Source organism: Pseudorhodoplanes sp., assembly GCF_046289595.1.
GTDB lineage: Bacteria > Pseudomonadota > Alphaproteobacteria > Rhizobiales > Xanthobacteraceae > Pseudorhodoplanes.
In genome coordinates this window covers 1-26,184 of record NZ_JBKBVB010000037.1, presented here as the reverse complement: position 1 = coordinate 26,184, position 26,184 = coordinate 1, and the positions used below count along the sequence as shown (strand labels likewise).

The following is a 26,184-nucleotide window of genomic DNA, read 5'->3' as shown; positions in this document are numbered from 1 at the left end:
GCGTTCGTAGAGTGAGCGACCGGTCGTGAGCGCCAGAATCCTGCTTGTTGCCGCCTGCGCCCTCATCGATGCCGATGGCCGTGTGCTCATTGCCGAGCGCCCGGCCGGCAAGGCGATGGCGGGACTTTGGGAATTCCCGGGCGGCAAGGTGGAAGACGGCGAGACGCCGGAGCAAACGCTGATACGCGAATTGCAGGAGGAACTGGGAATTGTCGTCAGGGAAGCCTGTCTCGCGCCCCTGACCTTTGCGAGCCACGCCTATCCGGATTTCCACCTCCTGATGCCGCTGTATATCTGCCGGCGCTGGGAGGGGCAGGTCGCGGCAAGGCACCATGTGCGGCTCGCCTGGGTCAGACCGAACAAGCTGAAGGATTATCCGATGCCGCCAGCCGATGCACCGCTAATCCCTCACCTGGCTGCCCTGTTGTAGTTGCGAGCAACCACGGAACCCGCCGATGGACACGATGAACCCGATCAACCGCACGCTGCGCAACTTTCTCCGCGACGACAGCGGCGCGACCGCAATCGAATATGCGATGATCGCCGCCGGCATTGCCGTCGCCATCGTCGCGGCCGTCAACTCGATCGGAGAGTCGGTCGTCAGCCTGTTCCAGAGCGTCGAGTCGGCGTGGCCGAGCTGATCCTGGATCAGAAGCCCGCCTTGTCGCCCGCCGGCCGTTCGGTGGTTCTCAGCGCATCGGCGAGACGCGCCTTGGCCGATCCCGGCCGCAGCGGCTTCTGCTGGCTCTCATGCGGCGCCCAACCCGACAACCAGACAACATCGAAGGTCGCACGCAGGCGGCCGTCCGCGTCGCGGAAGCGCTCCGCATAAATCTCCGCCATCCGTTGCAGGGTGGCGCGCTTCAGCGGCACGCGCCGGCGTTCGGTCAGCGCATTCGTCGCCCCCATGCCCCGAAGATCGCGCATCAGATCGAACGGCGTCGCGTAGCGCACGGTGAGCCGGTCGGCATCGACCACCGGCAGCGCAAAGCCGGTCCGCTGCAGCATGGCGCCGAGGTCGCGCAGATCGGCGAACGGCGCAACGCGCGGCGACACGCCGCCCTCGATCTCGGCTTCCGCTGCGGCAAAGGCCTGGCGCAATTCCGTCAGGGTCTCGCCGCCAAGCAGCGCCGCAAGAAACAAGCCGTCAGGCTTCAGAGCCCGGCGGATCTGCACCAGCGTTCCCGGCAGATCGTTGACGCCATGGAGCGCCAACGCCGACAATGCGAGATCGAGCGAGGCATCTGCAAACGGCAACGCTTCCTCGTCCGCGGCGACCAGAAGCGGCTCGCCACGCCGTAATTCGCAGGCCAGGAGATCGACCCCGATCACTCCGGCTGCAAGTCCGCGTGACCTGATCGCCGCACGAAGAACATTGCCCGGCGTGCCGATATCGGCGGCGACGGCAAAGCTGCGCTTTACCGCCGACAGGCGATCCACCAGTTCTTCTGCGACATGGGCGAGCAGAAAGTCGGCCGGGGCCGCCTGTGCGCGCAGGCGGCGGCGCTGCATCAGCGCGCGGTCGAAGATGTGGGGTACGTCTGCCACTTTCACGTGTCTCCTGACCGCGCTACGCTAATCCGGTTGGGGATGTCAGCGCATGTCCGGCATCGCGATGAACGAACGCATATCCGCGCGCCTGACGCAAATGGCGGCCGCGCTGCGGATGCCGTTTCGGCTGGTCCTCGATATCGGCCTGCCGCCGCTTTGCCCATCCTGCCGCGATCCGCTGGGCGACGGCGCCGGTCTGTGTCCGGATTGCTGGTCCAAGCTGTCGCCGATCGAGCGGCCGTTCTGCGAGAAGCTCGGCATTCCCTTCACCTACGATCCGGGCCCCGGCATCTATTCGATGCAGGCCATCGCCGATCCGCCGGCCTATACCCGCGCACGCGCCGCCGTCCGCTATGACGATGTCGCCCGCACCATGGTCCACGCCCTGAAATATGGCGACCGCCTCGATCTTGCACCGGTGATGGCGCGCTGGATGGCCCGCGCCGGCGCCGATCTGCTCCAGGACGCCGATATCGTCGTTCCCGTGCCGTTGCATTGGCGCAGGCTCTGGGCGCGCAGGTTCAACCAGTCGGCGACGCTCGCCGGCCTGATCGCCAAGCCGCGGCGGCTTGCGGTCAGCCACACTGCGCTGAAACGGGTGCGGGCGACGCCGCAACAAGTCGGTCTTTCAAAGACCGAGCGGGCGACCAATGTACAGGGCGCGTTTCAGGTCGACGCCGCCGGAAAGGCCGAGATTGCGCGCCGTCATGTCGTGCTGGTGGACGACGTCCTCACCTCCGGAGCAACCGTGGATACCTGTGCCCGCGCGCTCCTGCGCGCCGGCGCCCGGCAGGTGGATGTGCTGGTCTTCGCGCGGGTTGTCGACAGCATCCGGACGCCCATATAAAGGTTTCCAACGAAACGAAAATCCAGATGCCTCCGGTCGAAATCTACACCACCGCCTATTGCCCCTATTGCGCCTGGGCGAAAGACCTACTGGCCAAGAAGGGCGTGCCGTTCAAGGAGATCGATGTCGGCGGCAACCCCGTCTTGCGCTCGCAGATGACGGCGCGGGCAGGCGGGCGGACCACCGTGCCGCAGATCTTTATCGGCCCGGCCCATGTCGGCGGCTGCGACGATCTTTACGCGCTGGAGGATGCCGGCAAGCTCGATCCGCTGCTGGCGCAAGATGGACCTGCGACATGAAGCGATCGGGCGCGAAATTCCGGGCCGGCCTCGTCCAGATGCGGACCGGACGGACACCGCAGACCAATCTCGATCACGCAGCCGCCATGATCCGCGAAGCTGCCGGTGCGGGGGCGGACTATGTGCAGACGCCCGAAATGACCAACATCATGGAGCTGTCGCGCGAGAAGCTGTTCGCCGCCATCACCGATGAGGACAAGGATATCTGCCTCGCAGCGCTGCGCGAGCTGGCGCGGGAGCTGAAAATCTATCTGCATATCGGCTCGCTCGCGATCAAGGTGTCGCCGGAAAAGGCGGCCAACCGCGCCTTCATAATCGATCCGCAGGGCGAGATCGTCGCCCGCTACGACAAGATCCACATGTTCGATGTCGATCTCGCCAATGGCGAGAGCTACCGCGAATCCAACAATTTCCGTCCGGGCGAAAGCGCGGTCGTGGCCGATCTGCCCTTCGCGCGCTTCGGCCTGACCATCTGCTACGATCTGCGCTTCCCTGCTCTGTATCGCGCGCTGGCCGAAGCCGGCGCGACCGTTCTGACGATCCCCGCGGCATTCACGCGGCAGACCGGCGAGGCGCACTGGCACACGCTGATCCGGGCCCGCGCGATCGAGAACGGCTCTTTTGTCCTGGCAGCGGCGCAGGGCGGCACACACGAGAATGGCCGTTCGACGTTCGGGCATTCCCTGGCCGTTGACCCGTGGGGGCGCATCATTGCAGAAGGCGGCACCGAACCGGGCGTGACCCTGGTCGAGATCGATCCAGCCGAGGTTGCAGCCGCGCGCGCCAAGGTGCCGTCGCTGCAGCACGGCCGCCGCTTCGACATCGTCGAGCCGATGGCGGAGCCGGCGCGTCTGCATGTTGTTGGTGACACGGCATGATCAAATACGCGCTCGTCTGCGAGCGGAAACATACCTTCGACGTCTGGTTCAGCGACTCCGCCGATTACGACCGGCAGCGCAAACGCGGGCTCGTGAGCTGCCCGGTCTGCGACACCAAGAAGGTGGAGAAGGCGATCATGGCGCCGGCGCTTGGCCGCGGCGCAAAGAAGCGCAGCGCGCCGGCTCCGATCGAGGCTCCGGTGCCCGCACCGAACCTGCCCGCGGTCCCGGCCGCCGCGCCGGTCGCCATGATCTCGCCGGTGGAGCAGGAATTGCGCGCCAAGCTCAAGGAATTGCGCGACCATCTCATCAAGAACGCCGACAATGTCGGCAAGAAGTTTCCGGAAGAGGCGCGCAGGATGCATTACGGCGAGATCGAACAGCGCTCGATCTATGGCGAAGCCACGCCGCAGGAAGCCAAGGAACTGCTCGACGAGGGCATCGAATTGCACCCCCTGCCAATATTGCCGGACGAGCGCAATTGACCGGACCGCGCACGAGCCGGGCGCCATAATCCGGAGACAGACATGACAAGCGGGACCACGCCGTTGCGGCTGATCCTGATCGTGCTCGGGTTCGGCATTCTGGCGATGCTGGTCTTCCCCGAGGCGCGCTATCATTTCCTGTCGCAGACCGCGCCGCGTCCGGTCACCCCGCGCGGCGACCTGTCGAGTCTCGAACGCAGCACCATCGAACTGTTCGAGCGCGCCTCGCCCTCGGTTGTCCAGATCATCGCCCAGCGCGGCGGCGGCCTCTTCACCGAGAGCGACGACTCCGCCGCAGGCACCGGCACCGGCTTTCTGTGGGACAGCGCCGGCAACATCGTCACCAATGCGCATGTGGTGCAGAATGCCGCGCGGGTTGCCGTGCGCACCTCCTCGGGCGGCCTCTACAATGCCGATGTCGTCGGCACCGCGCCCAATTACGACCTCGCGGTGGTCCGCATCATGAAATTTGCCGACCTGCCGCCGCCGCTGCCGGTCGGCACCTCGGCCGATCTGCGGGTCGGCCAGTCGGTCTTCGCCATCGGCAATCCGTTCGGTCTCGACCAGACCCTGACCACAGGCGTCATCAGCGCGTTGAAGCGGCGCATGCCGACCGCCGGCGGACGCGAGATCGCCGACGTGATCCAGACCGATGCCGCGATCAATCCCGGCAATTCCGGCGGCCCGTTGCTGGATTCCGCGGGCCGGCTGATCGGGGTCAATACCGCGATCCTGTCGCCGTCCGGCACCTCGGCCGGGATCGGCTTCGCCATCCCGGTCGATATCGTCAACCGCGTCGTGCCCGAGCTCATCAAGTCGGGACGGGTGCGCACGCCCGGGATCGGGATCGTCGCCGCGAGCGAAGCCGTCGCCTCCCGGGCCGGCATCGATGGCGTCGTCATCGTGCAGACCGCGCCGAATTCGCCCGCCGCGCGCGCCGGCCTGCGCGGCGTCGATCCACGCACCGGGGCGGTGGGCGATGTCATCGTCGGCGCCAATGGCAAGCGGGTGCGCAAATTGTCCGACCTCACCGACATACTGGAACAAGTCGGCGTGTCCGGGCAAATCCGGCTGACCATCCTGCGCGGCGGCGGCGAACAGACCATCACGGTCGATGTTGTGGATATTGCGGCACGCTGAGCCCGCGCCCGCTCAATGCGCCCAGATCAGCAGCGCAACGCCGGTCACGACCAGCACGATGCCCAGCGCTTCCCGGCGCGTTGTCCGTTGGCCGAAGACGAGGCTCGAGATCGCCTGCGCGAACAGCACCTCGACCAGCGCCAGCGTGCGCACGCTTGCCGCGGTCGCCAGCGCAAAGGCGAGAAACCAGAATTGCGAGGCGGTCGCACCCATGAAACCGGCGAACAGCGACGGCCGCCAGGCCTTCATGATGGCGGCCATGACGTCGGGGCTCCGCCACATCAGCCAGGCCGACAGCAGCACCGCCTGCATCGCAAGACCGGCGGTGAGCGTGAAGGTCGCGGCCATCACGTAGTTCGATAACTCAAGGCTCAGAATGCCGCCGCGATAGCCGACCGCGGACAGGGCGAAGGCCGCACCCGACGAAAGCCCGAGCAGCGTCGGCCGCCAGCTGTCGTTTGCCGCCCCCCCTGGCTTCAGCGACATCGTAACGACGCCGGCCGTTGCGATCAGGATGGCGGCGACCATGCCGGGCGTGAGCCGGTCGCCGAGAAAGATCAGCCCGAACAGCGCGACCTGCACCGGCTCGGTCTTGATATAGGCGATGGTGACCACGAACGAGCGTTCGCCCATCGCCATCAGCATCAGCGCGGTGGCGAGCACCTGCGCACCCATGCCGAGCAGCACCCACAGCCAGAACACCTGGGCCGGCGATGGCAGCGCCGCGCCGGAGATCAGCACCAGCGCGCTCAGGAACACGACCGCGAAGGGAAAGCCGAACAGAAACCGCACATGGGTCGCGCCCGCGGTGCCGAGCGTTGCCGTCAATTCGCGCTGCATGGCGTTGCGCACGGTCTGTGCGCCTGCGGCCAGCAGGGTGAACACGATCCACAGCCAGCCGGATTCGGGCATTTGACTTCAGAGCAGGTTTGACGAAACGCAGACCAACCGAAGCCCGCTCATGCCCGCGAAGGCGGGTATCCAGTAGTCCTGACTCTGGGTGCCCACCTTCGCGGGGACGAGCGGAGAGATTTGCACGGCGTTGGACGTCAAACCGTCTCGAGCTGATGCGCCTTGCCGTTTTCGTCCCATTCGGTGACGGCCCCGCACTCGTTGTCGACCAGCGTCATCAGGTCGAAATAGCGGATGGTGGGATAGCCGCCGGTGCGCTTCTTCACGGTCTCGCGCCATTCGTCGTTATGGGCACGCTGCGCCGCCTCGACCGACGGCCAGATATAGACCCCGGCCCCGGTGCCCTCGGCCTCGCCGATGCCCCAGAGGAAATGCTTGCGCACCAGGTCCTTGTTGGCGGCCCATTTGCCGACCACACCGCGAATGCCTTCGATCTCCTTGGCGCGGGTATGGCCCTCGGGAAAGGTGAAGGTGACAAGTTCGACGATCATGACCCGGCTCCAGTCTGAAAAAAACCGCGGCCATGATGCCACGACTGCGGACAGAGCGGATAACTTTTCTGCCGGCTGCCTGCCATGCGATTTCGGCGCAGGCTCAGGCGCCCCGCGCGGCGGTCAGCATGTAGTTCACGTCCATATCGGACGACAATTCCCAGCGGTCGCCCATCACGCGGTACACCACGCCGCGCTCGTCCACGACATCGAGGCCGGCGGCCTGCATCGCCGCTTCCAGCTCGGCAGGCGTAACGAATTTGTCCCAGCGATGGGTGCCGCGCGGCAGCCAGCGCAGCACATATTCGGCGCCGACGATGGCGAGCGCGAAGCTCTTCATCGTGCGGTTCAGGGTGGCGGCGATCATCATGCCGCCCGGCCGCACCATCTGCGCGCAGCGGCGCACGAACAGCCCGACATCGGCAACGTGCTCGACCACCTCCATCGCCAGCACCACATCGAATTTCTCGCCCTTGTCGGCGAGGGCTTCCGCCGTGACCGGGCGATAATCGATGACGAGGTCGGTCAGCGCCGCATGCTTGCGGGCCACCGCGATATTCGCCTCGGAGGGGTCGGCGCCCAACACATTGGCGCCCAGCCGGGCGAGCGGCTCGGACAGGATGCCGCCGCCGCAGCCGATATCAAGGATCCGCAGGCCGGTCAGGCAGCCGATCTGGCGCGGGTTCCGGCCAAAATGGGTCGCGACCTGGTCGCGGATATAGGCAAGCCGGACCGGATTGAACTTGTGCAGCATCGCCATGGGGCCGCGCTCGTCCCACCATTGCGCGGCGAGCTTCGAAAACTGCTCGATCTCGGCCCGATCGACGGTGGATTGCCCCGGCATTCCTGATACCCCATCACGCAACGGACCCGGCGTCGGCGTGGCGCCTGGGTCCTGCTGCCGTGTTTAGAGGATTTACCGCCGTCCGGCAGCCCGGCCCCCATCACATTTCGCTGACTCCCGCGCCTTGCGGGCATTCGATGACGCCGCTATGACTGCGCCCGCGCCGGGCGACGCCCCACCGCCGCGCATTAACCCTCTCCGGGGTGCCGATTCTTTCATGTCACGCCTTGTGCTGAAGTTCGGCGGAACGTCGGTCGCCGATCTCGACCGCATCCGCAACGTCGCGCGCCATGTGCAGCGCGAATACAATGCCGGACACGATGTCGCGGTGGTGGTCTCGGCCATGGCCGGCAAGACCAACGAGCTCGTGGCCTGGTGCCGCGACGCCTCGCCGATGCACGATGCGCGCGAATACGACGCCATCGTCTCGTCCGGCGAGAATGTCACCGCCGGCCTCCTCGCCATCGTGTTGCAAAGCATGGGCATCAGTGCGCGGTCCTGGCAGGGCTGGCAATTGCCGATGTACACCACGAATGCGCACGGCTCGGCGCGCATTTCTGAACTGAACGGCGCGGAGATCGTGAAGCGCTTCCGCGAGCGCAAGGAAGTCGCGGTGATCGCCGGCTTCCAGGGCATCCACAAGGAGACCGGCCGCATCACCACACTCGGCCGCGGCGGCTCGGATACGTCGGCGGTGGCGATTGCGGCTGCAATCGAGGCGGATCGCTGCGACATCTACACCGACGTCGACGGCGTCTACACCACCGATCCGCGCGTGGTGCCGAAGGCGCGGCGGCTCGACAAGGTGGCCTTCGAGGAAATGCTGGAGCTTGCGTCGCTCGGCGCCAAGGTTCTGCAGGTCCGCTCGGTCGAACTCGGCATGGTGCACAAGGTGAAAATCTTCGTGCGCTCCAGTTTCGACAAGCCCGAAGACATCGATCCGCACGGCATGCCTCCGGGCACGCTGATCTGCGACGAGGAGGATATCGTGGAGCAACAGGTCGTCACCGGGATCGCCTTCTCGAAGGACGAAGCGCAGATCTCGATCCGCAATGTCGAGGACAAGCCGGGCATCGCCGCTGCGATCTTCGGCCCGCTCGCCGATACCAGCATCAATGTCGACATGATCGTGCAGAATGTGTCGGCAGACGGCAAGACCACGGACCTGACCTTCACCGTGCCGGCCGCCGACTACACGCGCGCGATGGACGTCATCAGCAAAGCCAAGGACCAGATCGGCTATCAGCGCGTCGATGGCGCAACCGATGTGGCGAAAGTCTCGGTGATCGGCATCGGCATGCGCAGCCATGCCGGCGTCGCCGCGCGCGCGTTCAAGGCTTTGGCCGAGCGCAACATCAACATCCGCGCGATCACGACGTCGGAAATCAAGTTCTCGGTCCTGATCGACGCCGCCTATACCGAGCTTGCCGTGCGCACGCTGCATTCGCTGTACGGGCTGGATAAGGCTTAGCATTTTTCCGTTCGTGCCCGCGAAAGCGGGGACGAAGAGTCACACGCCCCCGCTCTCGTCCTTGGCCTTCTGGAACGCCGCTTGCGCGGGAATGAGCGGCGTGTGCGGCGTGTGATCGGATTAAGCAAAGCTCCGCCGGCCCTGTTCTTTTGCCGGCGCGGGCGCGCCCGTAGTCCCATCTTGCATTCCTTCCCTCGGGTAAACCCAAGGGGGCGCGGAACGCCGGGCTTTCAGCCAGCCCGTGGCCTCATGCGCGATGTGGGAAAGCGCATGAGCAGGTAGTCACCACGGACCGCCGAAAAATTCCGGCGTTCCGCGCGCGGTGTTTGAAGGCTTGCTCCGCTGGACCCCCGGTGGACTGACGAACCTATCCACCGCTATGACGACCTGACCTGAACCTTTCCGGATGTGGCGTCCGTACTCGGTCTGGCCACCACGGTCCCCCAAGTGACGAAGGCGCATCCTTCGCCGGAACCCAGCAGCTTGGGCCTCCGCTGCGACACGCACGTCTTGCGTCCCGCAACGGCCACCGCATCCCGCCCCGCGTCTTGTGACGCTCATGAGACGCCCCTTGGACGGGGCGGGATGGAAAGATTGAACCATGGGAAGATGGCGGAAATAAGGAAATTAATCCTAGTATCTTTTCGCCCATTATGCGTTAAAACCCGCGCTGCGGCCCGCGCCGCCAACGACAGATCATCGGGACAGATGTGTGCATAGAACGAGTTCCACGATTGCTGTGATCGCGCAGGGCGCAATGGGCGCAGGCGTCGGAAGACGCCTCACCGACCATGGTGCGCGCGTGCTCACGCAGCTCAAAGGGCGGAGCGAGGCGAGCGTCGCGCGGGCCAACGCCGCCGGAATGCTCGACGCCAGCGATGCCGAGATCGCCGCCTCGGATGTCATCCTCTCCATCGTGCCGCCGGGCGAAGCCCTGCCGCTGGCACGGCGGCTTGCACCCGCCCTCACCGCTGCGAACAAAAAGCCGCTCTATGCCGATTGCAACGCGGTGAGCCCGGACACGGTGAAGGAGATTGCCGGCGTCATCGCGGCGACCGGCACGCCGTTCGCCGATGCAGGGATTATCGGTGGCCCGCCGCGCGCGGGCTATGGCGGACCGGTGTTCTATTTTTCGGGCGCCGAAGCCGGGCCGCTGCAGCAGCTCAACGATGCGGGTCTGGTGTTCCGGCAGGTCGAGGGCGGCATCGGCGCCGCTTCGGCGCTGAAAATGTGCTACGGCGGCATCACCAAGGGGCTGACCGCAGTGGGCTCCGCGATGCTGCTGGCGGCCACGCGGGCGGGCGTTGCCGAGGCATTGCATGCAGAACTGGCCGCAAGCCAGCCCAATCTTCTTGCCTATTTCCAGCGCAGCGTGCCGGACATGTTCGGCAAGGCCTATCGCTGGGTGGCCGAAATGGACGAGATCGCGCGATTCAACGGCGGCGGGCCCTCGCGCGAGATGTACGAGGCGATCGCCGATCTCTATGAGCGGCTGGCCGCCGATCAGCGCGGCGGCAAGACGGATATTGCCGCCTTGGCGCAATTTTTCGAAAAAGTCCGGGAAATAAAACCGGAAACACCGCCCGTCCCCGAGCCGAGTTTGGGATCACGCAAGACGCCCTGAACGCCTCCCTTGCGGCTGCCATGCCGCAGCCGCTATAGCCGCCCTGTAACCTTTAAGGACATCGACCCATGCGAGGCGCCATGGGCGGCCCGCGCGTGCTGTTGCGCCGGCTCCGCGAAGTGATGGCGGAACCGGTGAGCGCGCAGGACCGCCTCGACCGGATCGTCGTGCTGATCGCCGCCAACATGGTGGCGGAAGTGTGCTCCGTCTACGTGTTGCGCGTCGACGGCACGCTCGAGCTATACGCGACCGAGGGCCTCAACAAGGAAGCCGTCCACCAGACCGTGATGCGCATCGACGAGGGCCTGGTCGGCCTCGTAGCCAGCCAGGCCAACGCCATCAACCTGCAGGACGCGCAATCGCATCCGGCCTTCTCGTACCGGCCGGAAACCGGCGAAGAAATCTACCACTCCTTCCTCGGCGTGCCGATCCTGCGTGCCGGCAATACGCTCGGCGTGCTGGTGGTGCAGAACCGCGCCCACCGCAATTATTCCGAGGAGGAAGAAGAGGCGCTGCAGACCACCGCGATGGTGCTCGCGGAGATGATCGCCTCGGGCGAGCTCGCCTCGCTCGCCAAGCCGGGCGCCGAGCCCGCCGTTCATCCGCGCCGTCATCTGCGCGGCAATGTGCTGTCTGAAGGCATCGCGCTGGGTCACGCCGTGCTGCACGAGCCGCGCGTGGTGATCAAGAATTTCGTGGCCGATGACATTCCGGGCGAACTGAAGCGGCTCGACGACGCGATCGCTGCGATGCGCTCCGATGTCGATGTGATGCTGGAGCGCGGCGAGATCGCCGATGGCGGCGAGCACAAGGACATTCTCGAAACCTACCGGATGTTCGCCCATGACCGCGGCTGGCTTGCACGCATGCGCGAGGCGATCCGCACCGGGCTGACTGCGGAAGCCGGCGTCGAGCGCGTTCAATCCGATACCCGCGCGCGCATGCTGCGCGCCACCGACCCCTATCTGCGCGAGCGCCTGCACGATCTCGACGACCTCGCCAACCGGCTGATGCGCCAGCTGATGGGGGTCGAACACGCCCCGCATCGCGATCAACTGCCCGACAATGCCATCATCGTCGCGCGCATGATGGGGCCGGCGGCCCTGCTCGATTACGACCGCAAAAGACTGCGGGGGCTGATCCTGGAAGAAGGCGGCCCCACGTCGCATGTCGCGATCGTGGCGCGCGCGCTCGGCATTCCCGCGGTCGGCGAGGTCGAGAACGCGGCGGGTCTCGTCGAGTCCGGCGATCCGGTCATCGTCGACGGCATTTCGGGGGACGTTTACCTGCGGCCGCCTCCGGATATCGAGGCGGCCTATGTCGAGCGGGTCAAGCTGCGCGCCCGCAAACAGGCCCAGTATCAAGCCTTGCGCGGACGCGCTTGCGTCACCCGTGACGGGCACGAGATTGCTCTGCATCTCAATGCCGGCCTCTTGGTCGACCTGCCGCATATCGAGGAAACCGGTGCGGCGGGCATCGGCCTGTTCCGCACCGAGCTGCAATTCATGGTGGCGACGTCGTTCCCGCGCATCGGCGAGCAGCTTGCGCTCTATCGTTCGGTGATGGAGACCGCCGGCGAAAAGCCGGTGACCTTCCGCACCCTCGATATCGGCGGCGACAAGGTGCTGCCCTATATGAGCGCCTCCGAGGAAGAGAACCCGGCGATGGGCTGGCGCGCGATCCGGCTTGGGCTCGACCGGCCCGGCTTGATGCGCTCTCAGATCCGCGCGCTGTTGCGCGCCGCCTCCGGCAAGGCACTGCGCATCATGTTTCCGATGGTCGCCGTGGTCGACGAATTCGACCAGGGCAAGCTGATGGTCGAGCACGAACTGACCTATCTGCGCCGGCATGGACACACCTTGCCGGAACGGGTCGAGATCGGCGTCATGGTGGAGGTTCCCTCACTCCTGTTCCAGCTCGACGACCTGTTGCCGCGGGTGGATTTTCTCTCGGTCGGCTCCAACGATCTGTGCCAGTTCCTGTTTGCCGCCGACCGCGGCAATTCGCATGTCTCCGGGCGCTACGATCCGATCTCGGTACCGGTGGTGCGGGCGCTGCGGCTGATCGCGCGCAAGGGCCGCGAGCACAAAAAGCCGGTGACGCTGTGCGGCGAGCTTGCGTCGAAACCGATCGGCGCGCTGGTCCTGGTCGCCATCGGCTACCGCTCGCTGTCGCTGACGCCGTCTGCGGTCGGCCCGGTGAAATCGATGCTGCTGGAACTCGACGCGGAGAAGGCGCTCGCCGCCATCGGGCCGCTGCTCGACCATGGCGAAACCGGCGTCACGCTGCGCCAGCGGATCGAACAATTCGCGGCGTCCGAGAATTTGCAGCTCTAAGAAGCACGCCATAGACCAAACCATGCTGCCACACGTCAAACTCGACGCCCTGATGCTGCGTCATGCCGAACTCGAAGCGAGGCTGTCGGGCCAGGTCGGTGCCGACGAATTCGTCAAGCTGTCGCGCGAATTGTCGGATCTTGCGCCCGTGGTCGAGGCGATCCGCGCCTATCGCGCCGCCTCGGCCGAACTCGAAGATGTCGAGGCCTTGTTCGCCGACGCGTCGACCGACGCCGAGATGCGCGAGATCGCCGACGCCGAGCGGCGCGCGCTGCGCGACAAGCTGGAGGTGCTGGAAAAGGACATCCGCGTCCAGCTGCTGCCCAAGGACGCGATGGACGAGCGCAGCGTGGTCATCGAAATCCGCGCCGGCACCGGCGGCGACGAGGCCTCACTGTTCGCCGGCGTGCTGTTTCGCATGTACGAGCGCTATGCCGCCAAGCAGGGCTGGACGGTCGAGGTGGTGTCGGAAAGCGAGGGCGCCGTCGGCGGCTACAAGGAGATCATCGCCGAGATCACCGGCCGCGGCGTCTATGCCAAGCTGAAATACGAATCCGGCGTTCACCGCGTGCAGCGCGTGCCGGAAACCGAAGCCTCCGGACGCATCCATACTTCTGCGGCGACGGTCGCCGTTCTGCCGCAGGCCGAGGATGTGGACATCACGATCCGCGACGAGGACCTGAAGATCGACACCATGCGCGCGCAGGGCGCGGGCGGCCAGCACGTCAACAAGACCGAATCGGCAATCCGCATCACCCATATCCCCTCCGGCATCGTGGTGGCCGTGCAGGAGGATCGCTCGCAGCACAAGAACAAGGCCAAGGCGATGGCGCTCTTGCGCACGCGGCTTTACGACGCCGAACGCGAGAAACTGGATTCCGCGCGCGCCGCCGACCGCAAGGTGCAGGTCGGATCGGGCGATCGCTCCGAACGCATCCGCACCTACAATTTCCCGCAAGGCCGCGTCACCGACCACCGCATCAACCTGACGCTTTACAAGCTGCCGGAAATCATCGAGGGCGAGGCGCTCGGCGAAATCATCGATGCGCTGGTCGCGGAAAATCAGGCCGCCCTGCTCGCGGCGCAGAACGACGCCGCGTGATGCCGCCCGGCCTCTCGGGCGCCAGAACCATCGAGAGCGCGCGCCGCGTGCTGACCGCGCGATTCGCCGAGGCCGGGATTGATTCCCCCGCTCTCGATGCCCGGCTGATTGTCGGGCACGCCTTGTCGCTCGATCACACCGGTCTCGCCACGCAGGCCAGCCGCAGCCTGTCCGAAAGCGAACGCGCCGCGATTGCGGCGCTGGCGGAGCGCAGGCTGCAGGGCGAGCCGGTGGCGCGGATCATCGGCGTGAAGGAGTTCTGGAGTCTCCCCTTTGCGCTGTCGTCCGCAACGCTGGTGCCGCGACCGGATACGGAAACGGTCGTTGAAGCAGCGCTGGAGGCGATCGGCGAACAGCGAAAGCATGACGCCTTGCGCATCGCCGATCTCGGCACCGGCACCGGCGCGATCCTGCTGGCGCTGCTGCACGAATGGCCGAATGCGACCGGCATCGGCACCGACATCGATCCGCAGGCGATCGAAACTGCTAGGGCAAATGCGAAGGCGCTCGGACTTGCATCGCGCGCGCAATTCCAGATCGCCGATTTCGAGACAGAACTCGGCGAGCGTTTCGACCTCGTGGTGTCGAACCCGCCCTATATTCCCTCCCGCGACATTGCCGCGCTCGATCGCGAGGTGCGCGAGCACGACCCGCTGCGCGCACTCGATGGCGGCGCCGACGGCCTCGATGCCTACCGTGCCATCGCCCGGGCGGCGCCGGGGCTGATCCGCCCGGGCGGGCACCTGATTCTCGAAATCGGTGCGGGTCAGGAGGCCGATGTCCGGGCTCTCGTTTCCTCGTCTGCCGCTCTTGAATGGTGCGGGACGCGTCACGATGTATCGGCTGTGCCACGCGCCTTGTGGTTTCGCCGCGGCCCCGGCTGAAGGGCGGTAGACGGCTGAAATTTGGGGTTTTTGCCATTCCCGCACGGCATCCCGCCCCGCAAAAATAACGCTTGGATTATCGCAGCGGACAGACTAGTTTCCGCTCCGGATTTGGCCCTGACACGGGCTGCCACCTGAGGCCCAGAGCCGGTTTTTGCGCGGGAAGAGGGCTTCCCCCGACCGGCAGCGGCGGCGGCGAACCGGCATCAAGGGTAGGTAACCGACGGGCCGAGTGCCGATAAGGGCATGTAGCCGAAACGGGCATGTAGCCGAAACGGGCATTGGTCGACATAACAGGTCGAACGACGAAACAGACCGAACGAAAGACATTCTGCCGATTTGATCGGATGCTATGCACGTCAGCATCGGACCGATGGCGATGGCATCGCCATACCGGTCGAACCGGCTGAGAGGCGGCGTTTTGCGCCGGGGGGTAGAACACTGTCGAAGGGATACCGGTCCGGTCGCCCGCACTTGCTGAAGGGCAATCGGCCATGGTCCGAAAGACGCATCGCACGTCGCATGCGCGCGGAACCGGGATCTTTTCGGCATGTCCAAGTCGAGTGATTCGCAACGCGGCGCATGCCCGCGCCAATCGGGAGTCGGCAAACAGGCAAGCCATGAGAAACGGTCAGAACAAGCATCGGATGCGGGGCCGCAATCGCGGCGGCAAGAGTCACAATCCGCTGACACGGGTTTACGAATCCAACGGCCCCGATGTGAAAATTCGCGGGACCGCGAACCATATCGCCGAAAAATACATTCAGCTTGCACGCGATGCGACCGCCTCCGGCGACCCGGTTGCGGCGGAGAATTACTATCAGCATGCCGAGCATTATTTCCGCCTGATCGCGGCGGCGCAGGAACAGTTCCGGCAGAGCCAGCCATACCAGCAGCGCGACGCCGGCGACGAGAATTTCGACGACGGCGACGACGCGCAGCCGGCCTATGGCGGCGGCGAGCCGCGCGAGCAGCCCTATCAGCAGCCGCGCGAGTCGCAGTCGTTTCAGCAGCGCGATCGTGAGCAGCGCGAACAGCCCTATCCGCCGCGCGAGCAGCCCCGCGAATATCGCGGTGAAGGCCGCAGCGATAATCGCAACGAAAGCCGTCAGCAGCACCAGGTCAACGGCGCACAGGACGACGATGTCGAGCGTCTGCCCTCGTTCATCACCGGTGGCCCGGCGCAGGCCGCAGGCCAGGCCAATGGCGGCCATGAGGGCCAGCAGGCCGACCGTTTCCCGCTGCACCGGCGCCGCAGGCGGCCGCGCGGCCCGCGTCCCGACATGGCGGCGGGCGAAGGCGGCGATGACGCAAGCCCGGCTCCGGCCGGCGAGTAGCTGCCAGAATTGCCGGCCTTGCCGGACTGAACCGGCAATGTGTCGGCGCCGGGACGCTTGCACCGTTATTGGTCCGTTGCGCGTTCGCCGGTCGTGCCTTCGCCCGATGCGCCGGTCATGCTTGCGCATGTCAGAGACCCGCCTTCGCGCGCCGCACCGCCCGCCGAGGGCGCCAGCGCCGGTTCCAGCCGCGGCACCAATACGCGCCGCTCGCGTTTCACCGCAATGGCGCGATAAGCCTGCTTGGTCGCTTCGACGATGTGTACGCCGGCAAAGGGGCCGAGCACGCTCGGCCCGAAGCGCTCCCAGACGCCCGCCGAGCGCAAGAACCAGTTGCGCTGAACCGGCGGCACGAACAGCGCCTCACCCCAGCCATTCGGCACGAAGGAGGTTTCGCGCAGAATGCGGGTGATCTGCGAGCGTGAATAGGGCCTTCCATGGCCGAACGGCGTGGTGTCGATACGCGCCCACAAGCCGCGCCGGTTCGGGACTACGGCAATCAGCCGTCCGTTCGCCGCAAGAACGCGCCACACCTCGCGAAGCAGCCGCACCGGGTCGTCGGCCATTTCCAGCGCATGGACCAGCAGCACGCGATCGACGGCAGAATCGGTGAGCGGCAACTCGCTCTCGTCGACCAGCGCTGCGAGCCCGGGCCGGTTGCTTGGCCATTTCATCACGCCCTGCGAGGCCGGCATGAAGGCGAGGCAGCGCTCCGCGTCCTCGCGGAACAGGCCCATATAGGGGGTGGTATAGCCAATGCCGACGATGCGCTCGCCGCGCGGCCCATTGCGGCGTGCGCGGATGCCGCGCCCGACCAAACGCCGCGCCACGATTCCAAGCGGCTGGGCATAGAAATTTCTCAAGTCTACGACGTCGACAAACATCCGGTTACGGTAGCATGAAACATGCGCAGGCCGGCCCGCATCCTGACGCATTCTCCAAAGCCTGGCGGCATGATAGCGTGACGGTTTATCCAGCAGAAAAACGGAACTGACATGCCGGCGAAAATCCACCAATTTCCGTGCCTCTCCGACAATTTCGGGGTTCTGATCCACGATCCCGAAACCGGCGCCACGGCTGCGATCGACGCGCCGGAAGCGGCCGCCGTGGAGAAGGCGCTGGCCGATACCGGCTGGACGCTGACCGACATCCTGGTGACCCACCATCATGCCGACCACACGCAAGGAATCCCCGAACTGAAAGCGAAGCACAAATGCCGCGTCACCGCGCCGAAGAACGAGGCGGACAGGATCGCGGATGTGGACGCCACCTATGGCGAGGGCGACACGGTGAAGCTCGGCTCGCTCGAAGCCCGCGTCATCGATACGCCGGGCCATACTGCGGGGCATATCTCGCTTGTTTTCGACAAGGAGAAAGTTGCATTCCTCGGCGACACGCTGTTCTCGATCGGCTGCGGCCGGGTGATCGAGGGCACGCCCGCGCAGATGTGGGACTCGCTTCTGAAAATCCGCGCGCTCCCAGACGACATCACCTTCTATTGCGGGCACGAATATACCCAGGCGAATATCAAGTTCGCGCTGACCATCGAGCCGGAAAATCCGGCCTTGCAGAAGCGCGCGGCGGAAGTGGACGAATTGCGCGCGGCCGGCAAGCCGACACTGCCGCAAACGCTCGGGGCGGAAAAGGCCGCCAATGTGTTCCTGCGCGCGGATATTCCCTCTGTCGCCGAATCTCTCGGCATGAGCGGCAAATCCGCGGCGGAGGTGTTCACCGAAATCCGCGCGCGCAAGAACACGTTTTAACCCCTCCTCCGCTCATGCCCGCGAAGGCGGGCATCCAGAATACTTTGCTCTGGGTCCCCGCTTTCGCGGGGACGAGCGGACAACAAGCCGGCCCGTCAACGGGCGATCGTGCGGCTCGCGACACAGATATGACCCTGCCTCTCTCCGGCATCCTCGTGGTCTCGCTCGAACAGGCGGTGGCGGCGCCGCAGGCGACCTGCCGCTTGGCCGATGCCGGCGCCCGCGTCATCAAGATCGAGCGCCCGGAGGGCGATTTCGCGCGCGGCTATGACGATTATGTGCACGGCGAGAGCGCCAATTTCGTCTGGCTCAATCGCGGCAAGGAATCCGTGGTGCTTGATCTCGCCCGCAACGAGGACAAGGCGCTGTTCGCCGCGATGCTCGCGAAGGCCGATGTGTTCGTGCAGAACCTGAAACCCGGCGCCATCGCAAAACTCGGTTTCCCGATCCCGGAGCTTCGCAAGAAACATCCGCGGCTGATCTGCTGTTCGATTTCGGGCTATGGCGAAACTGGACCCTATAGATCGCGCAAGGCCTATGATCTGCTGGTGCAGGCGGAGTCCGGCCTGGCCTCGATCACCGGCGGACCGGACGCGCCGGCGCGCGTCGGCTTTTCCGTCGCCGATATCGGCGCCGGCATGAATGCCTATCAAGCGATTCTGGAGGCGCTGATCGCGCGCAGCCGCACCGGCGAGGGCGCAACCATCCAGGTGTCGCTGTTCGACGCCATGGCGGAATGGATGACGGTGCCGCTCCTGTCGCATGAAGGCGGCCATCCGTTCCGGCGCATCGGCCTTGCCCATGCGGCGATCGCGCCCTACGGCGTATTCCGCTCCAGGGACGACGCCGACATCCTGATTTCGATCCAGAATGATCGCGAATGGCGGGTGCTGGCCGACCGGGTGCTGGGAGATGCCGCCATCGCCGACGATCCAAAATTCGCCACCAACCGCGACCGCGTGGCGCATCGCTTCGAGACCGACCGGCTGGTCGGGACCGCCTTTGCACGGCACGATGTCGAAAAGCTGACGCAGATGCTGGACACGGCCGGTATCGCCTTCGCGCGGGTCAGCGACTGCGCGCTGCTCTCGTCGCATCCGCATCTGCGCCGTATCACGGTCGACACGCCGAGCGGGCCGGCCACGCTGCCCGCGCCCGCCCCGATCGTCGATGGCGAGCGCCGCTATGGCGCCGTGCCTGCACTTGGCGCGCATACCGAACAGATCCGGGCGGAATTCGGATAACAGGTTTCCGGGCAACAATAAGGAAGGGACTGGGACATGAACAAGGAGATGTACGACAAGGGCCTGTCGATCCGGCGCAAGGTGCTGGGCGATGCCTATGTCGATGCGGCGCTGAACAACGCCGACGATTTCAACCGGCCGCTTCAGGAACTCGTCACCGAATATTGCTGGGGCTATGTGTGGGGCCGTGAGGGGCTCCCGCTCAAGCAACGTTCGATGCTCAACCTCGCGATGATCTCGATCCTCAACCGGCCGCACGAGCTGAAAGCGCATATCAAGGGCGCGCTGACCAACGGCGTCACCAAGGACGAGATCATGGAAGTCTTCCTGCAGGTCGCGATCTATGCCGGTGTGCCCTGTGCGGTGGATTCGTTTCGCATCGCGCGTGAGGTTTTCGCGGCGGAGGAGAAGTGACCTTTGTCATGGCCGGGCTTGACCCGGCCATCCATCGCAGCAAGAGCTTTTTGGTGGATGCGCGGGTCAAACCCGCGCATGACGACGGTGGACGATGCCCGACATTCTGGTAGCCGATATCGGCGGCACCATGAGCCGCGCTGCGCTGGCCGCAATCGGCCAGCGCCCCGAACATATCGTCACCGTCGCCAATGACAGCGTCGCGGGACCGGAAGGCGTGTTCGAGCGCCTGCTCGCCGGCGCCACGAAGCGGCCGCGCGCGGCCGTGCTGGCGCTGGCAGGCCCGGTGCAGGGCGACGACATCGCGCTGACCAACCGCAATTGGCGGATAAAGCTGCCGGAATTGTCGGCGCATTTCGGCATTTCGCCGATCCACGCCGTCAACGATTTCGAGGCGCTGGCCTGGGCGCTGCCCTCGCTGCGCGCCGGGGATCTGCGGCCGCTCGGCGGCGGCCCGGCTGTGCCGGACGGCGTGAAAGTCGTGGTCGGTCCGGGCACCGGGCTTGGCGTTGCCGCGCTGGTGCAAGCGCGCAGCGGCCCGCACGCGGTCGCAAGCGAAGCCGGCCATTCGTCCTTCGGGCCCGCCTATGCCGACGAGGACATGATCTTCCACCGGCTTGCGGAAAAGCGCAGGCCGCTCTCGGCCGAATGCGTGCTCTCGGGCGGCGGCCTGTCGGCGCTGCACGAGGCGATGCATCCGGGCATCATGAAACAAAAGCCGGACATGATTGTGCGGCAGGCGCAGGCGGGCGACCGCGAATCCCGCGCCGCCGTTGCGATGTTCGTGCGGCTGCTCGGCCGTTTTGCCGGCGACATGGCGCTGACGTTTCGCGCCACCGGCGGTGTCTATATCGCAGGCGGCGTTGCGATGCGGCTCGGTCCGTTATTCGATGCGGCGCTGTTCCGCGCCGCCTTCGAGCGGCATCCGCCCTACGAGGCGATGCTGAAAGCGATCCCGTCCGCGCTGATCACCTGCCAAGAGCCGGGGCTGATCGGCTGCGTCGCGCTGGCGGAACGGCTGTTGCGGTGAGCACCTACCCTCCCCTTTGCGGGGCGGGTAACAGGCAGCGACTAACCGAGCCCCATCCCGGCGAAGGCCTCGATGTGGTGCTGCGCGGATTGCGCATCGAAACAGCACAGAACAACGCGCGATAGCCCGCGCGGATTTGCCGATAGCTCCGAGACCACCGTGCCTGCGGCGATTCGCGCGGCGCGATCCTGCGGGAAGCCGTAAATGCCGGTCGAAATCGCCGGAAAGGCAATGCTGGTCAGCCGGTTGTCGGCCGCCACCTCAAGTGCGCGGCGATAACAGGAGGCGAGCAGCACGTCCTCGTCGCGGCCGCCGCCCTGCCAGACCGGGCCGACCGCGTGGATGACGTGGCGCGCCTTCAGCCGGAAGCCCGGCGTGATCCTGACGTCGCCGGTGTCGCAGCCGCCGAGCGCTTCGCATGCTCCGATCAGTTCCGGACCCGCTGCGCGGAAGATCGCGCCGCAGACACCGCCGCCCGGCGCAAGCGCCTGGTTCGCCGCGTTCACGATCGCATCGACATCGAGCGTCGTGATGTCGCCGATGACAAGGTCGATATGCGCCGGCCCGGCTTCGACGGTGAGCAGCGGGGTGTGGGAGGTCATGCGCAAACATTATCCGTCATGCGCGCGCTTGTCGCCACATGAGACGAAGCCTAAGCCGCGGTCTCCTTGACCAGATCGAGCGTGGACCTGCGGCCGACATCGTCGAAATGCCGGTCGAGAAAGCGCCGTGCCGCCCTGCGTCCGGCGCGATGCAGGAGCGCGAAGAAATCGAAATCGGTCTTCAGCCGCGAGCCGGAAAGCCGCTTGTCCATGCCCTCCAGCAGAATGCGGTGCACGTTGACGGCGGCGCCGTTCCGCCCTGCCCCGCGCCCGACATATTCGAGCGCACGCAATTCGGCAGCAAGCGAGGACGCGAACGCGATCTCGTTCATACGGCTGAGAATGTCGCGCGCTGCGGTCGGAGTGTCATCGCGATAGAGCGGCGCAATTTGCACCAGCAGCACGTCGTCAGCGTTCGACGCCACCAGCGGCAGGATTGGCGGATTGCCGGTGAAGCCGCCGTCCCAATAGGGCTCGCCATCGATCTCCACCGCGCGGAACACATGCGGCAAGGCTGCGGACGCCATCACCACATCGGCGGTGATGTCCTCGCGGCGGAACACCTTCAGCCGTCCGCTGCGCACATTGGTTGCCGATACGAACAGGTCGAGGTCGCGGAAATTGCGGATCGCCTCGAAATCGACAAACCGCTCGATCAGGCTTTTCAGCGGATTGATGTTCAGCGGATTGAAATCATAGGGACTCATCATCCGCGTCATCGCGTCAACGAAAAGCTGCACCGGGGAACCGCCCGACGGAAACAGCGCGAACAGCCGGTCGAGCGCGGCGCGTTGCGGGCCGGGCAGGCCGCCCCCGAGGCTCGCCGCCCGCCAGAATTCCGCGAGCCGCCTGCGTGCTTCCTCGGGGCCGCCACGGGCGAGCCCGTCCGCCAGCATGACCGCATTGACCGCACCCGCCGAAGCGCCGGAAATGCCGGAAAAGGCCAGCCGCCCGTCCTCGAGCAGATAATCAAGCACGCCCCAGGTGAAGGCCCCATGCGCGCCTCCGCCCTGCAGGGCCAGATTCACGCGCCTGACACCGGACCCGTTCTTCAGCCCCGTCAGCAGCCGGCTCACGCCGGTCGACATTGTTTTCAGCATGCAATGGTCCGGTTGGGTCGTCCCGGAAACGAAGCTAGACCGGATTTGTTGCATTGCAATAAACCCATTTGTGCATTGCAAACAAATTCCCGCCACATCCCGGGCTTTCCGGTTGGAGTCCGGACCTATATGAGAAAACAATGAGCAGCCCGGTCTTCCCAGCGCCCGATCACGACCACAGCCGCTGCAGCGACGATGCGCTCCGGCATGCGGAGGCGCTGTGCGACAAGCGGGGGCAACGGCTCACGGCCACACGGCGGCAGGTACTGGAAGTGCTGCTGGAACACCACAAGCCAATCGGCGCCTACGAGATCATCGACCGGTCGGCCAGAAAGCACGAAACCCGGCACGCGCCGGTCACGGTCTATCGCGCGCTCGATTTCCTGATCGAGAATGGGCTCGCGCATCGGATCGAAAGCCGCAACGCCTATATCGCCTGCGGCCACAGTCACGCGGCCGGCGACCTGGTGGTGTTCCTGATCTGCGAACGCTGCGGCGAGGTCGGCGAAGCGCCCTCGCAAGCCGTGGCAGAGGCGTTGAAGGCGGCGACGCGCGCCGCAAATTTCTCACCCAATGCCCCGGTGATCGAGATCACCGGCATTTGCGGCCATTGCAGGTAGGCACGCGACCGGAAGGGCATGCCTTGCATTCGGCCGCGACGCTAGCCGCTGCGCCGGCTGTGCTCTAGAAACGCAAGCCACGCTCCCCGCCGGGAACCCGATCCATGACCACCACCGCGCCGGCGCCGCACACCGCCGCAACGCGGCCGCTCGAACTGAGCGCCGCTGCAGTCGTGGTGTTTCTGTGCCTGTGCTGGGGCTTCAACCAGGTCGCGGTGAAGCTTGCGCTCACCGACATTCCCCCGCTGACGCAGGCCTGGGTGCGCTCGGCGGGTGCGGCGCTGATCATCTGGCTCTATGCGCGCTTCCGCGGCATCTCGCTCGACTTTCGCGGCGAGACCTTGCGCGCCGGCCTTCTCGCCGGATTCCTGTTCGGGCTGGAATTCGTTTTCATCTATCGCGCGCTGCTCTTCACCACTGCGAGCCGGGCCACGCTGTTCATCTATGTGGCGCCGTTCGTGGTCGTGCTCGGGGCGCATTTTCTGGTGCCGAACGACCGCTTCCGCTGGTCGCAATGGGCCGGCCTCGTCATGTCGTTCGTCGGCCTGCTGGTGGCCTTCGGCCTGCCGACGCCGGCCGCCAATGCCAATCAGGCGCTGGGCGACATCCTGGCTTTGCTCGGCGGCATCGCCTGGGGACTCACCACGCTCGTCGTGAAATCGACCTCGCTCGCCCGCACCGCGCCGGAGAAGACCCTGCAATACCAGCTCGTGGTCTCGGTGCCGATTCTGGCGCTGTCCGCCTGGCTGTTCGGCGAGACCATCACGCAGATGCCGGGCGCGCTGCCGCTCGCCTCGCTGATCTACCAGACCGTTTGGGTGGTCGCGCTGACCTTCCTGATCTGGTTCATGATGGTGGCCAAATACTCCGCCAGCCGTCTTTCGGCCTTCACATTTCTGACGCCATTATTCGGCGTGTTCGCGGGCCATCTGGTGCTGGGCGACCCGATTACCCCGGCTTTTGCCGGGGCCGTGGCGCTGGTCATCGGCGGCCTCATTCTGGTGAACCGGCCACGGTAAGGCTTCCTTTAGCAGGCCACTCCCTGTACCTGTCCGCCTGAGCTGCCGGGCGCCGGTCGCACCTGCCGTTTTCACATTCGGATGCTAGATTAGGGCAATGGATCAGATTACCTCCGCCGAGCCGCTCGGCGCTCCCGCGCCCCGCCACAAATCGGCGGCCGTCGATATCGGCGGCGTGACCGTCGGCGGCGGAGCGCCGATCGTCGTGCAGTCGATGACCAACACCGACACCGCCGATGTGGAACAGACCGCGCGGCAGGTGGCGGCGCTCGCCCGGCAGGGCTCGGAACTCGTGCGCATCACGGTTGATCGCGACGAGGCCGCAGCCGCGGTTCCGCATATCCGCGACCGGCTCGCCCGAATGGGCGTGCGGGTGCCGCTGATCGGCGACTTCCACTATATCGGCCACAAGCTCTTGGCCGATCATCCGGCCTGCGCCGAGGCGCTCGACAAATACCGGATCAATCCCGGCAATGTCGGCTTCAAGGACAAGAAGGACAAGCAGTTCGGCGCCATCATCGAGACCGCGATCCGCCACAACAAGCCGGTGCGCATCGGGGCGAACTGGGGCTCGCTCGATCAGGAATTGCTGACGCATCTGATGGACGAGAACGCGAAATCGGCGCAGCCGATGGAAGCGCGCGCGGTGATGCGCGAAGCCATGGTGCAGTCCGCGCTGCTGTCGGCCGATCGCGCGGTGGAGATGGGGCTGCCGAAAAACCGGATCGTGCTGTCGGCCAAGGTCTCGGCGGTGCAGGATTTGATCGCGGTCTATATCGACCTCGCACGCCGCTCCGACTACGCGATCCATCTCGGCCTCACCGAGGCCGGCATGGGATCGAAGGGCATCGTCGCCTCGTCCGCAGCCCTCGGCATCCTGCTGCAGCAGGGCATCGGCGACACCATCCGCGTCTCGCTGACGCCCGAGCCGGGCGGCGACCGCACGCTGGAGGTGAAGGTCGCGCAAGAGATTTTGCAGACCATGGGCTTTCGCACCTTCGTGCCGCTGGTCGCGGCCTGTCCCGGCTGCGGCCGCACCACCTCGACCACGTTCCAGGAACTGGCGCGCGACATCCAGTCCTTCATCCATGAATCGATGCCGGAGTGGAAGACGCGCTATCCCGGCGTCGAAGGCCTCAATGTTGCGGTGATGGGCTGCATCGTGAACGGCCCCGGCGAGAGCAAGCATGCCGATATCGGCATTTCGCTGCCCGGCACCGGCGAAGCGCCGGCCGCTCCCGTCTTCATCGACGGCAAGAAGGCGGTGACGCTGCGCGGTCCGACCGTCGCACAGGACTTCAAGGCTCTGGTGATCGATTACATCGAGCGCCGCTACGGCAACGGCGGCGCGGGGCGCACCGCGGCGGAGTGACGCGGCGCGCTTATCGCCGGTGTTTCCGCCGCGACATTGAGGTTGCGACCTTGTCGCCGCCCTCGACCACGGCCCAGAGAATGCCGAAAATCGCCGCAGCAACAAGCGCGAGCACAATCAAGGCTTCGATTGTCATTTCCGCTTCTTCCTCCCTGCACACCGGCTGCAGTGTTTTTTTGGTTTACCGCGTCAACATCATGCCTGCGTCACCGTTCCCGCCATGGCGGCTTAAAAATTCGTAATCGGTGCGATGCGGACGATGCACACGGCCGCACTCCCGCCGCGGTGTCGCGCTACGCATTGCCGGTGCCGCGCGAAGACCCCATATTGAAGCGAAGACCCCATATTGAAACCATGACCGACAACCGCAGCCCCCGTATCGAACGCCCGCGCGTCGAGCCGGAAATCATTCCGCCCAAGGCCCGCACGCGGCGCGGCAATTTCGACAGCATCTTCATGCGTGTCGAAGAGGGCGATGACGGCATCCGCCGTGTCTATCTGAAGAAGCCGGGGCCGTTTACGGTCATTCTGATCCTGCTCGCGGCGGGCGCTGTGGCGGCCTTGTTTTTCCTGCTGCTCGCCGGTTTGATGCTGCTGTGGATCCCGCTGGTCATCGTCGGAATCCTGTTCGCAATCTTTTCCGGTTCGGCGCGCGATCTGTGGTCGCGCGTGCGCGGCATATTCGGCGGCGGGCGCTAGACTAGGTAGTGGACTCATAATGCCTGAGCCAGAGGCGTGACGCCGCCAGTGCGATGGCAGCAAGAAAGTTCCTGGCAAGCTTGTCGTATCGGGTGGCGATGCGCCGGAAGTGCTTCAGCT

29 protein-coding genes and 1 pseudogene are annotated in these 26,184 nt (G+C 65.7%); 21 read left to right on the top strand and 9 right to left on the bottom strand.

All coding sequences use genetic code 11. From position 1 onward, the window contains the following. The first annotated feature begins 25 nt into the window (after window positions 1–25). Window positions 26–430: an 8-oxo-dGTP diphosphatase MutT gene (mutT, locus tag ACK41X_RS10145; RefSeq protein WP_409722193.1), complete on the top strand. Its 405-nt coding sequence runs from the start codon at window positions 26–28 to the stop codon at window positions 428–430. A gap of 25 nt (window positions 431–455) precedes the next feature. Further along, complete coding sequence (locus ACK41X_RS10140; protein WP_409722190.1) at window positions 456–641, top strand: Flp family type IVb pilin; 186 nt, start codon at window positions 456–458, stop codon at window positions 639–641. A gap of 7 nt (window positions 642–648) precedes the next feature. Here the strand turns inward: ACK41X_RS10140 and ACK41X_RS10135 are convergent, their stop codons facing one another. Further along, on the bottom strand, window positions 649–1,512 hold the full coding sequence (locus ACK41X_RS10135) for a methyltransferase domain-containing protein (protein WP_409722221.1): 864 nt from the start codon (window positions 1,510–1,512) through the stop codon (window positions 649–651). Window positions 1,513–1,615: 103 nt separating this feature from the next. Between ACK41X_RS10135 and ACK41X_RS10130 the strand changes: the two genes are divergently transcribed. Genes ACK41X_RS10130 through ACK41X_RS10110 form a run of 5 tightly spaced genes read left to right on the top strand, consistent with a single transcriptional unit; the run spans window position 1,616 to window position 5,200 of the window. Next, on the top strand, window positions 1,616–2,398 hold the full coding sequence (locus ACK41X_RS10130; RefSeq protein WP_409722218.1) for a ComF family protein: 783 nt from the start codon (window positions 1,616–1,618) through the stop codon (window positions 2,396–2,398). A 26-nt stretch (window positions 2,399–2,424) separates the two neighbouring features. Then, window positions 2,425–2,697 carry a glutaredoxin 3 gene (gene grxC, locus ACK41X_RS10125; RefSeq protein ID WP_409722188.1) on the top strand — a complete coding sequence of 91 codons (273 nt, stop codon included), beginning with the start codon at window positions 2,425–2,427 and terminating at the stop codon, window positions 2,695–2,697. Next, window positions 2,694–3,575 (top strand): carbon-nitrogen hydrolase family protein, encoded by an 882-nt coding sequence (locus ACK41X_RS10120; protein WP_409722186.1) that lies wholly within the window; start codon window positions 2,694–2,696, stop codon window positions 3,573–3,575. Before grxC ends, ACK41X_RS10120 begins: the two co-directional genes overlap by 4 nt. Continuing rightward, the gene (locus ACK41X_RS10115; RefSeq protein ID WP_409722183.1) at window positions 3,572–4,060 is read left to right on the top strand and encodes a DUF1178 family protein; all 489 of its coding nucleotides are present in this window, start codon (window positions 3,572–3,574) and stop codon (window positions 4,058–4,060) included. Before ACK41X_RS10120 ends, ACK41X_RS10115 begins: the two co-directional genes overlap by 4 nt. Before the next feature lie 42 nt (window positions 4,061–4,102). Further along, window positions 4,103–5,200 (top strand): S1C family serine protease, encoded by a 1,098-nt coding sequence (locus ACK41X_RS10110; protein ID WP_409722180.1) that lies wholly within the window; start codon window positions 4,103–4,105, stop codon window positions 5,198–5,200. Between the two features lie 12 nt (window positions 5,201–5,212). On the opposite strand, the gene ACK41X_RS10105 is transcribed toward ACK41X_RS10110, so the two are convergent. The 3 genes from ACK41X_RS10105 to ubiG all read right to left on the bottom strand — a co-directional run bounded on the left by ACK41X_RS10105 (window position 5,213) and on the right by ubiG (window position 7,447). Further along, window positions 5,213–6,112, bottom strand: coding sequence for an EamA family transporter (locus tag ACK41X_RS10105; protein ID WP_409722177.1), 900 nt, complete (start codon window positions 6,110–6,112; stop codon window positions 5,213–5,215). A gap of 137 nt (window positions 6,113–6,249) precedes the next feature. Continuing rightward, window positions 6,250–6,603: a hypothetical protein gene (locus tag ACK41X_RS10100; RefSeq protein WP_409722175.1), complete on the bottom strand. Its 354-nt coding sequence runs from the start codon at window positions 6,601–6,603 to the stop codon at window positions 6,250–6,252. Between the two features lie 103 nt (window positions 6,604–6,706). Next, window positions 6,707–7,447 carry a bifunctional 2-polyprenyl-6-hydroxyphenol methylase/3-demethylubiquinol 3-O-methyltransferase UbiG gene (ubiG, locus tag ACK41X_RS10095; RefSeq protein ID WP_409722172.1) on the bottom strand — a complete coding sequence of 247 codons (741 nt, stop codon included), beginning with the start codon at window positions 7,445–7,447 and terminating at the stop codon, window positions 6,707–6,709. A gap of 217 nt (window positions 7,448–7,664) precedes the next feature. On the opposite strand from ubiG, the gene ACK41X_RS10090 reads away from it, so the two are divergent. The 6 genes from ACK41X_RS10090 (at window position 7,665) to ACK41X_RS10065 (ending at window position 16,201) form a co-directional block, all read left to right on the top strand. Next, complete coding sequence (locus ACK41X_RS10090; protein ID WP_409722170.1) at window positions 7,665–8,918, top strand: aspartate kinase; 1,254 nt, start codon at window positions 7,665–7,667, stop codon at window positions 8,916–8,918. A gap of 712 nt (window positions 8,919–9,630) precedes the next feature. After that, on the top strand, window positions 9,631–10,542 hold the full coding sequence (locus tag ACK41X_RS10085; protein ID WP_409722168.1) for a DUF1932 domain-containing protein: 912 nt from the start codon (window positions 9,631–9,633) through the stop codon (window positions 10,540–10,542). A 68-nt stretch (window positions 10,543–10,610) separates the two neighbouring features. Further along, on the top strand, window positions 10,611–12,878 hold the full coding sequence (gene ptsP / locus ACK41X_RS10080; RefSeq protein ID WP_409722165.1) for a phosphoenolpyruvate--protein phosphotransferase: 2,268 nt from the start codon (window positions 10,611–10,613) through the stop codon (window positions 12,876–12,878). Window positions 12,879–12,900: 22 nt separating this feature from the next. Next, window positions 12,901–13,980: a peptide chain release factor 1 gene (gene prfA / locus ACK41X_RS10075; RefSeq protein WP_409722163.1), complete on the top strand. Its 1,080-nt coding sequence runs from the start codon at window positions 12,901–12,903 to the stop codon at window positions 13,978–13,980. Further along, window positions 13,980–14,864 (top strand): peptide chain release factor N(5)-glutamine methyltransferase, encoded by an 885-nt coding sequence (gene prmC, locus ACK41X_RS10070; protein ID WP_409722161.1) that lies wholly within the window; start codon window positions 13,980–13,982, stop codon window positions 14,862–14,864. Before prfA ends, prmC begins: the two co-directional genes overlap by 1 nt. Before the next feature lie 620 nt (window positions 14,865–15,484). Then, window positions 15,485–16,201, top strand: coding sequence for a DUF4167 domain-containing protein (locus tag ACK41X_RS10065; protein ID WP_409722158.1), 717 nt, complete (start codon window positions 15,485–15,487; stop codon window positions 16,199–16,201). A 65-nt stretch (window positions 16,202–16,266) separates the two neighbouring features. On the opposite strand, the gene ACK41X_RS10060 is transcribed toward ACK41X_RS10065, so the two are convergent. Continuing rightward, complete coding sequence (locus tag ACK41X_RS10060; RefSeq protein WP_409722155.1) at window positions 16,267–17,085, bottom strand: methyltransferase domain-containing protein; 819 nt, start codon at window positions 17,083–17,085, stop codon at window positions 16,267–16,269. Between the two features lie 111 nt (window positions 17,086–17,196). Here ACK41X_RS10060 and gloB point away from each other — a divergent pair, with 111 nt between their 5' ends. The 4 genes from gloB to ACK41X_RS10040 all read left to right on the top strand — a co-directional run bounded on the left by gloB (window position 17,197) and on the right by ACK41X_RS10040 (window position 20,652). Beyond that, the gene (gloB, locus tag ACK41X_RS10055) at window positions 17,197–17,964 is read left to right on the top strand and encodes a hydroxyacylglutathione hydrolase (protein ID WP_409722153.1); all 768 of its coding nucleotides are present in this window, start codon (window positions 17,197–17,199) and stop codon (window positions 17,962–17,964) included. 128 nt (window positions 17,965–18,092) lie between these two features. After that, window positions 18,093–19,208, top strand: a complete 1,116-nt coding sequence (locus ACK41X_RS10050) for a CaiB/BaiF CoA transferase family protein (protein ID WP_409722151.1) — start codon at window positions 18,093–18,095, stop codon at window positions 19,206–19,208. A 36-nt stretch (window positions 19,209–19,244) separates the two neighbouring features. Continuing rightward, on the top strand, window positions 19,245–19,622 hold the full coding sequence (locus tag ACK41X_RS10045; RefSeq protein WP_409722148.1) for a carboxymuconolactone decarboxylase family protein: 378 nt from the start codon (window positions 19,245–19,247) through the stop codon (window positions 19,620–19,622). A gap of 94 nt (window positions 19,623–19,716) precedes the next feature. Further along, window positions 19,717–20,652: an ROK family protein gene (locus ACK41X_RS10040; protein ID WP_409722145.1), complete on the top strand. Its 936-nt coding sequence runs from the start codon at window positions 19,717–19,719 to the stop codon at window positions 20,650–20,652. 41 nt (window positions 20,653–20,693) lie between these two features. On the opposite strand, the gene ACK41X_RS10035 is transcribed toward ACK41X_RS10040, so the two are convergent. Beyond that, on the bottom strand, window positions 20,694–21,254 hold the full coding sequence (locus ACK41X_RS10035) for an O-acetyl-ADP-ribose deacetylase (protein WP_409722142.1): 561 nt from the start codon (window positions 21,252–21,254) through the stop codon (window positions 20,694–20,696). A 50-nt stretch (window positions 21,255–21,304) separates the two neighbouring features. Then, a complete protein-coding gene (locus ACK41X_RS10030) occupies window positions 21,305–22,354 on the bottom strand; it encodes a patatin-like phospholipase family protein (protein ID WP_409722139.1) in 1,050 nt (349 codons plus the stop codon). A gap of 140 nt (window positions 22,355–22,494) precedes the next feature. Between ACK41X_RS10030 and ACK41X_RS10025 the strand changes: the two genes are divergently transcribed. From ACK41X_RS10025 to ispG, 3 genes are all read left to right on the top strand, one after another. Then, complete coding sequence (locus tag ACK41X_RS10025; RefSeq protein WP_409722136.1) at window positions 22,495–22,974, top strand: Fur family transcriptional regulator; 480 nt, start codon at window positions 22,495–22,497, stop codon at window positions 22,972–22,974. 104 nt (window positions 22,975–23,078) lie between these two features. Continuing rightward, the gene (locus ACK41X_RS10020) at window positions 23,079–23,993 is read left to right on the top strand and encodes a DMT family transporter (RefSeq protein ID WP_409722133.1); all 915 of its coding nucleotides are present in this window, start codon (window positions 23,079–23,081) and stop codon (window positions 23,991–23,993) included. A 97-nt stretch (window positions 23,994–24,090) separates the two neighbouring features. Then, entirely contained in the window at window positions 24,091–25,365 is a 1,275-nt protein-coding gene (ispG, locus tag ACK41X_RS10015; protein ID WP_409722130.1) for a flavodoxin-dependent (E)-4-hydroxy-3-methylbut-2-enyl-diphosphate synthase, read from the top strand. 10 nt (window positions 25,366–25,375) lie between these two features. Here the strand turns inward: ispG and ACK41X_RS10010 are convergent, their stop codons facing one another. After that, a complete protein-coding gene (locus tag ACK41X_RS10010) occupies window positions 25,376–25,501 on the bottom strand; it encodes a hypothetical protein (RefSeq protein ID WP_409722128.1) in 126 nt (41 codons plus the stop codon). Between the two features lie 218 nt (window positions 25,502–25,719). Between ACK41X_RS10010 and ACK41X_RS10005 the strand changes: the two genes are divergently transcribed. Continuing rightward, window positions 25,720–26,064, top strand: coding sequence for a hypothetical protein (locus ACK41X_RS10005; protein WP_409722125.1), 345 nt, complete (start codon window positions 25,720–25,722; stop codon window positions 26,062–26,064). Window position 26,065: 1 nt separating this feature from the next. On the opposite strand, the pseudogene ACK41X_RS10000 reads toward ACK41X_RS10005, so the two are convergent. Beyond that, window positions 26,066–26,184, bottom strand: a pseudogene (locus ACK41X_RS10000) (IS5/IS1182 family transposase); the annotation flags it as partial.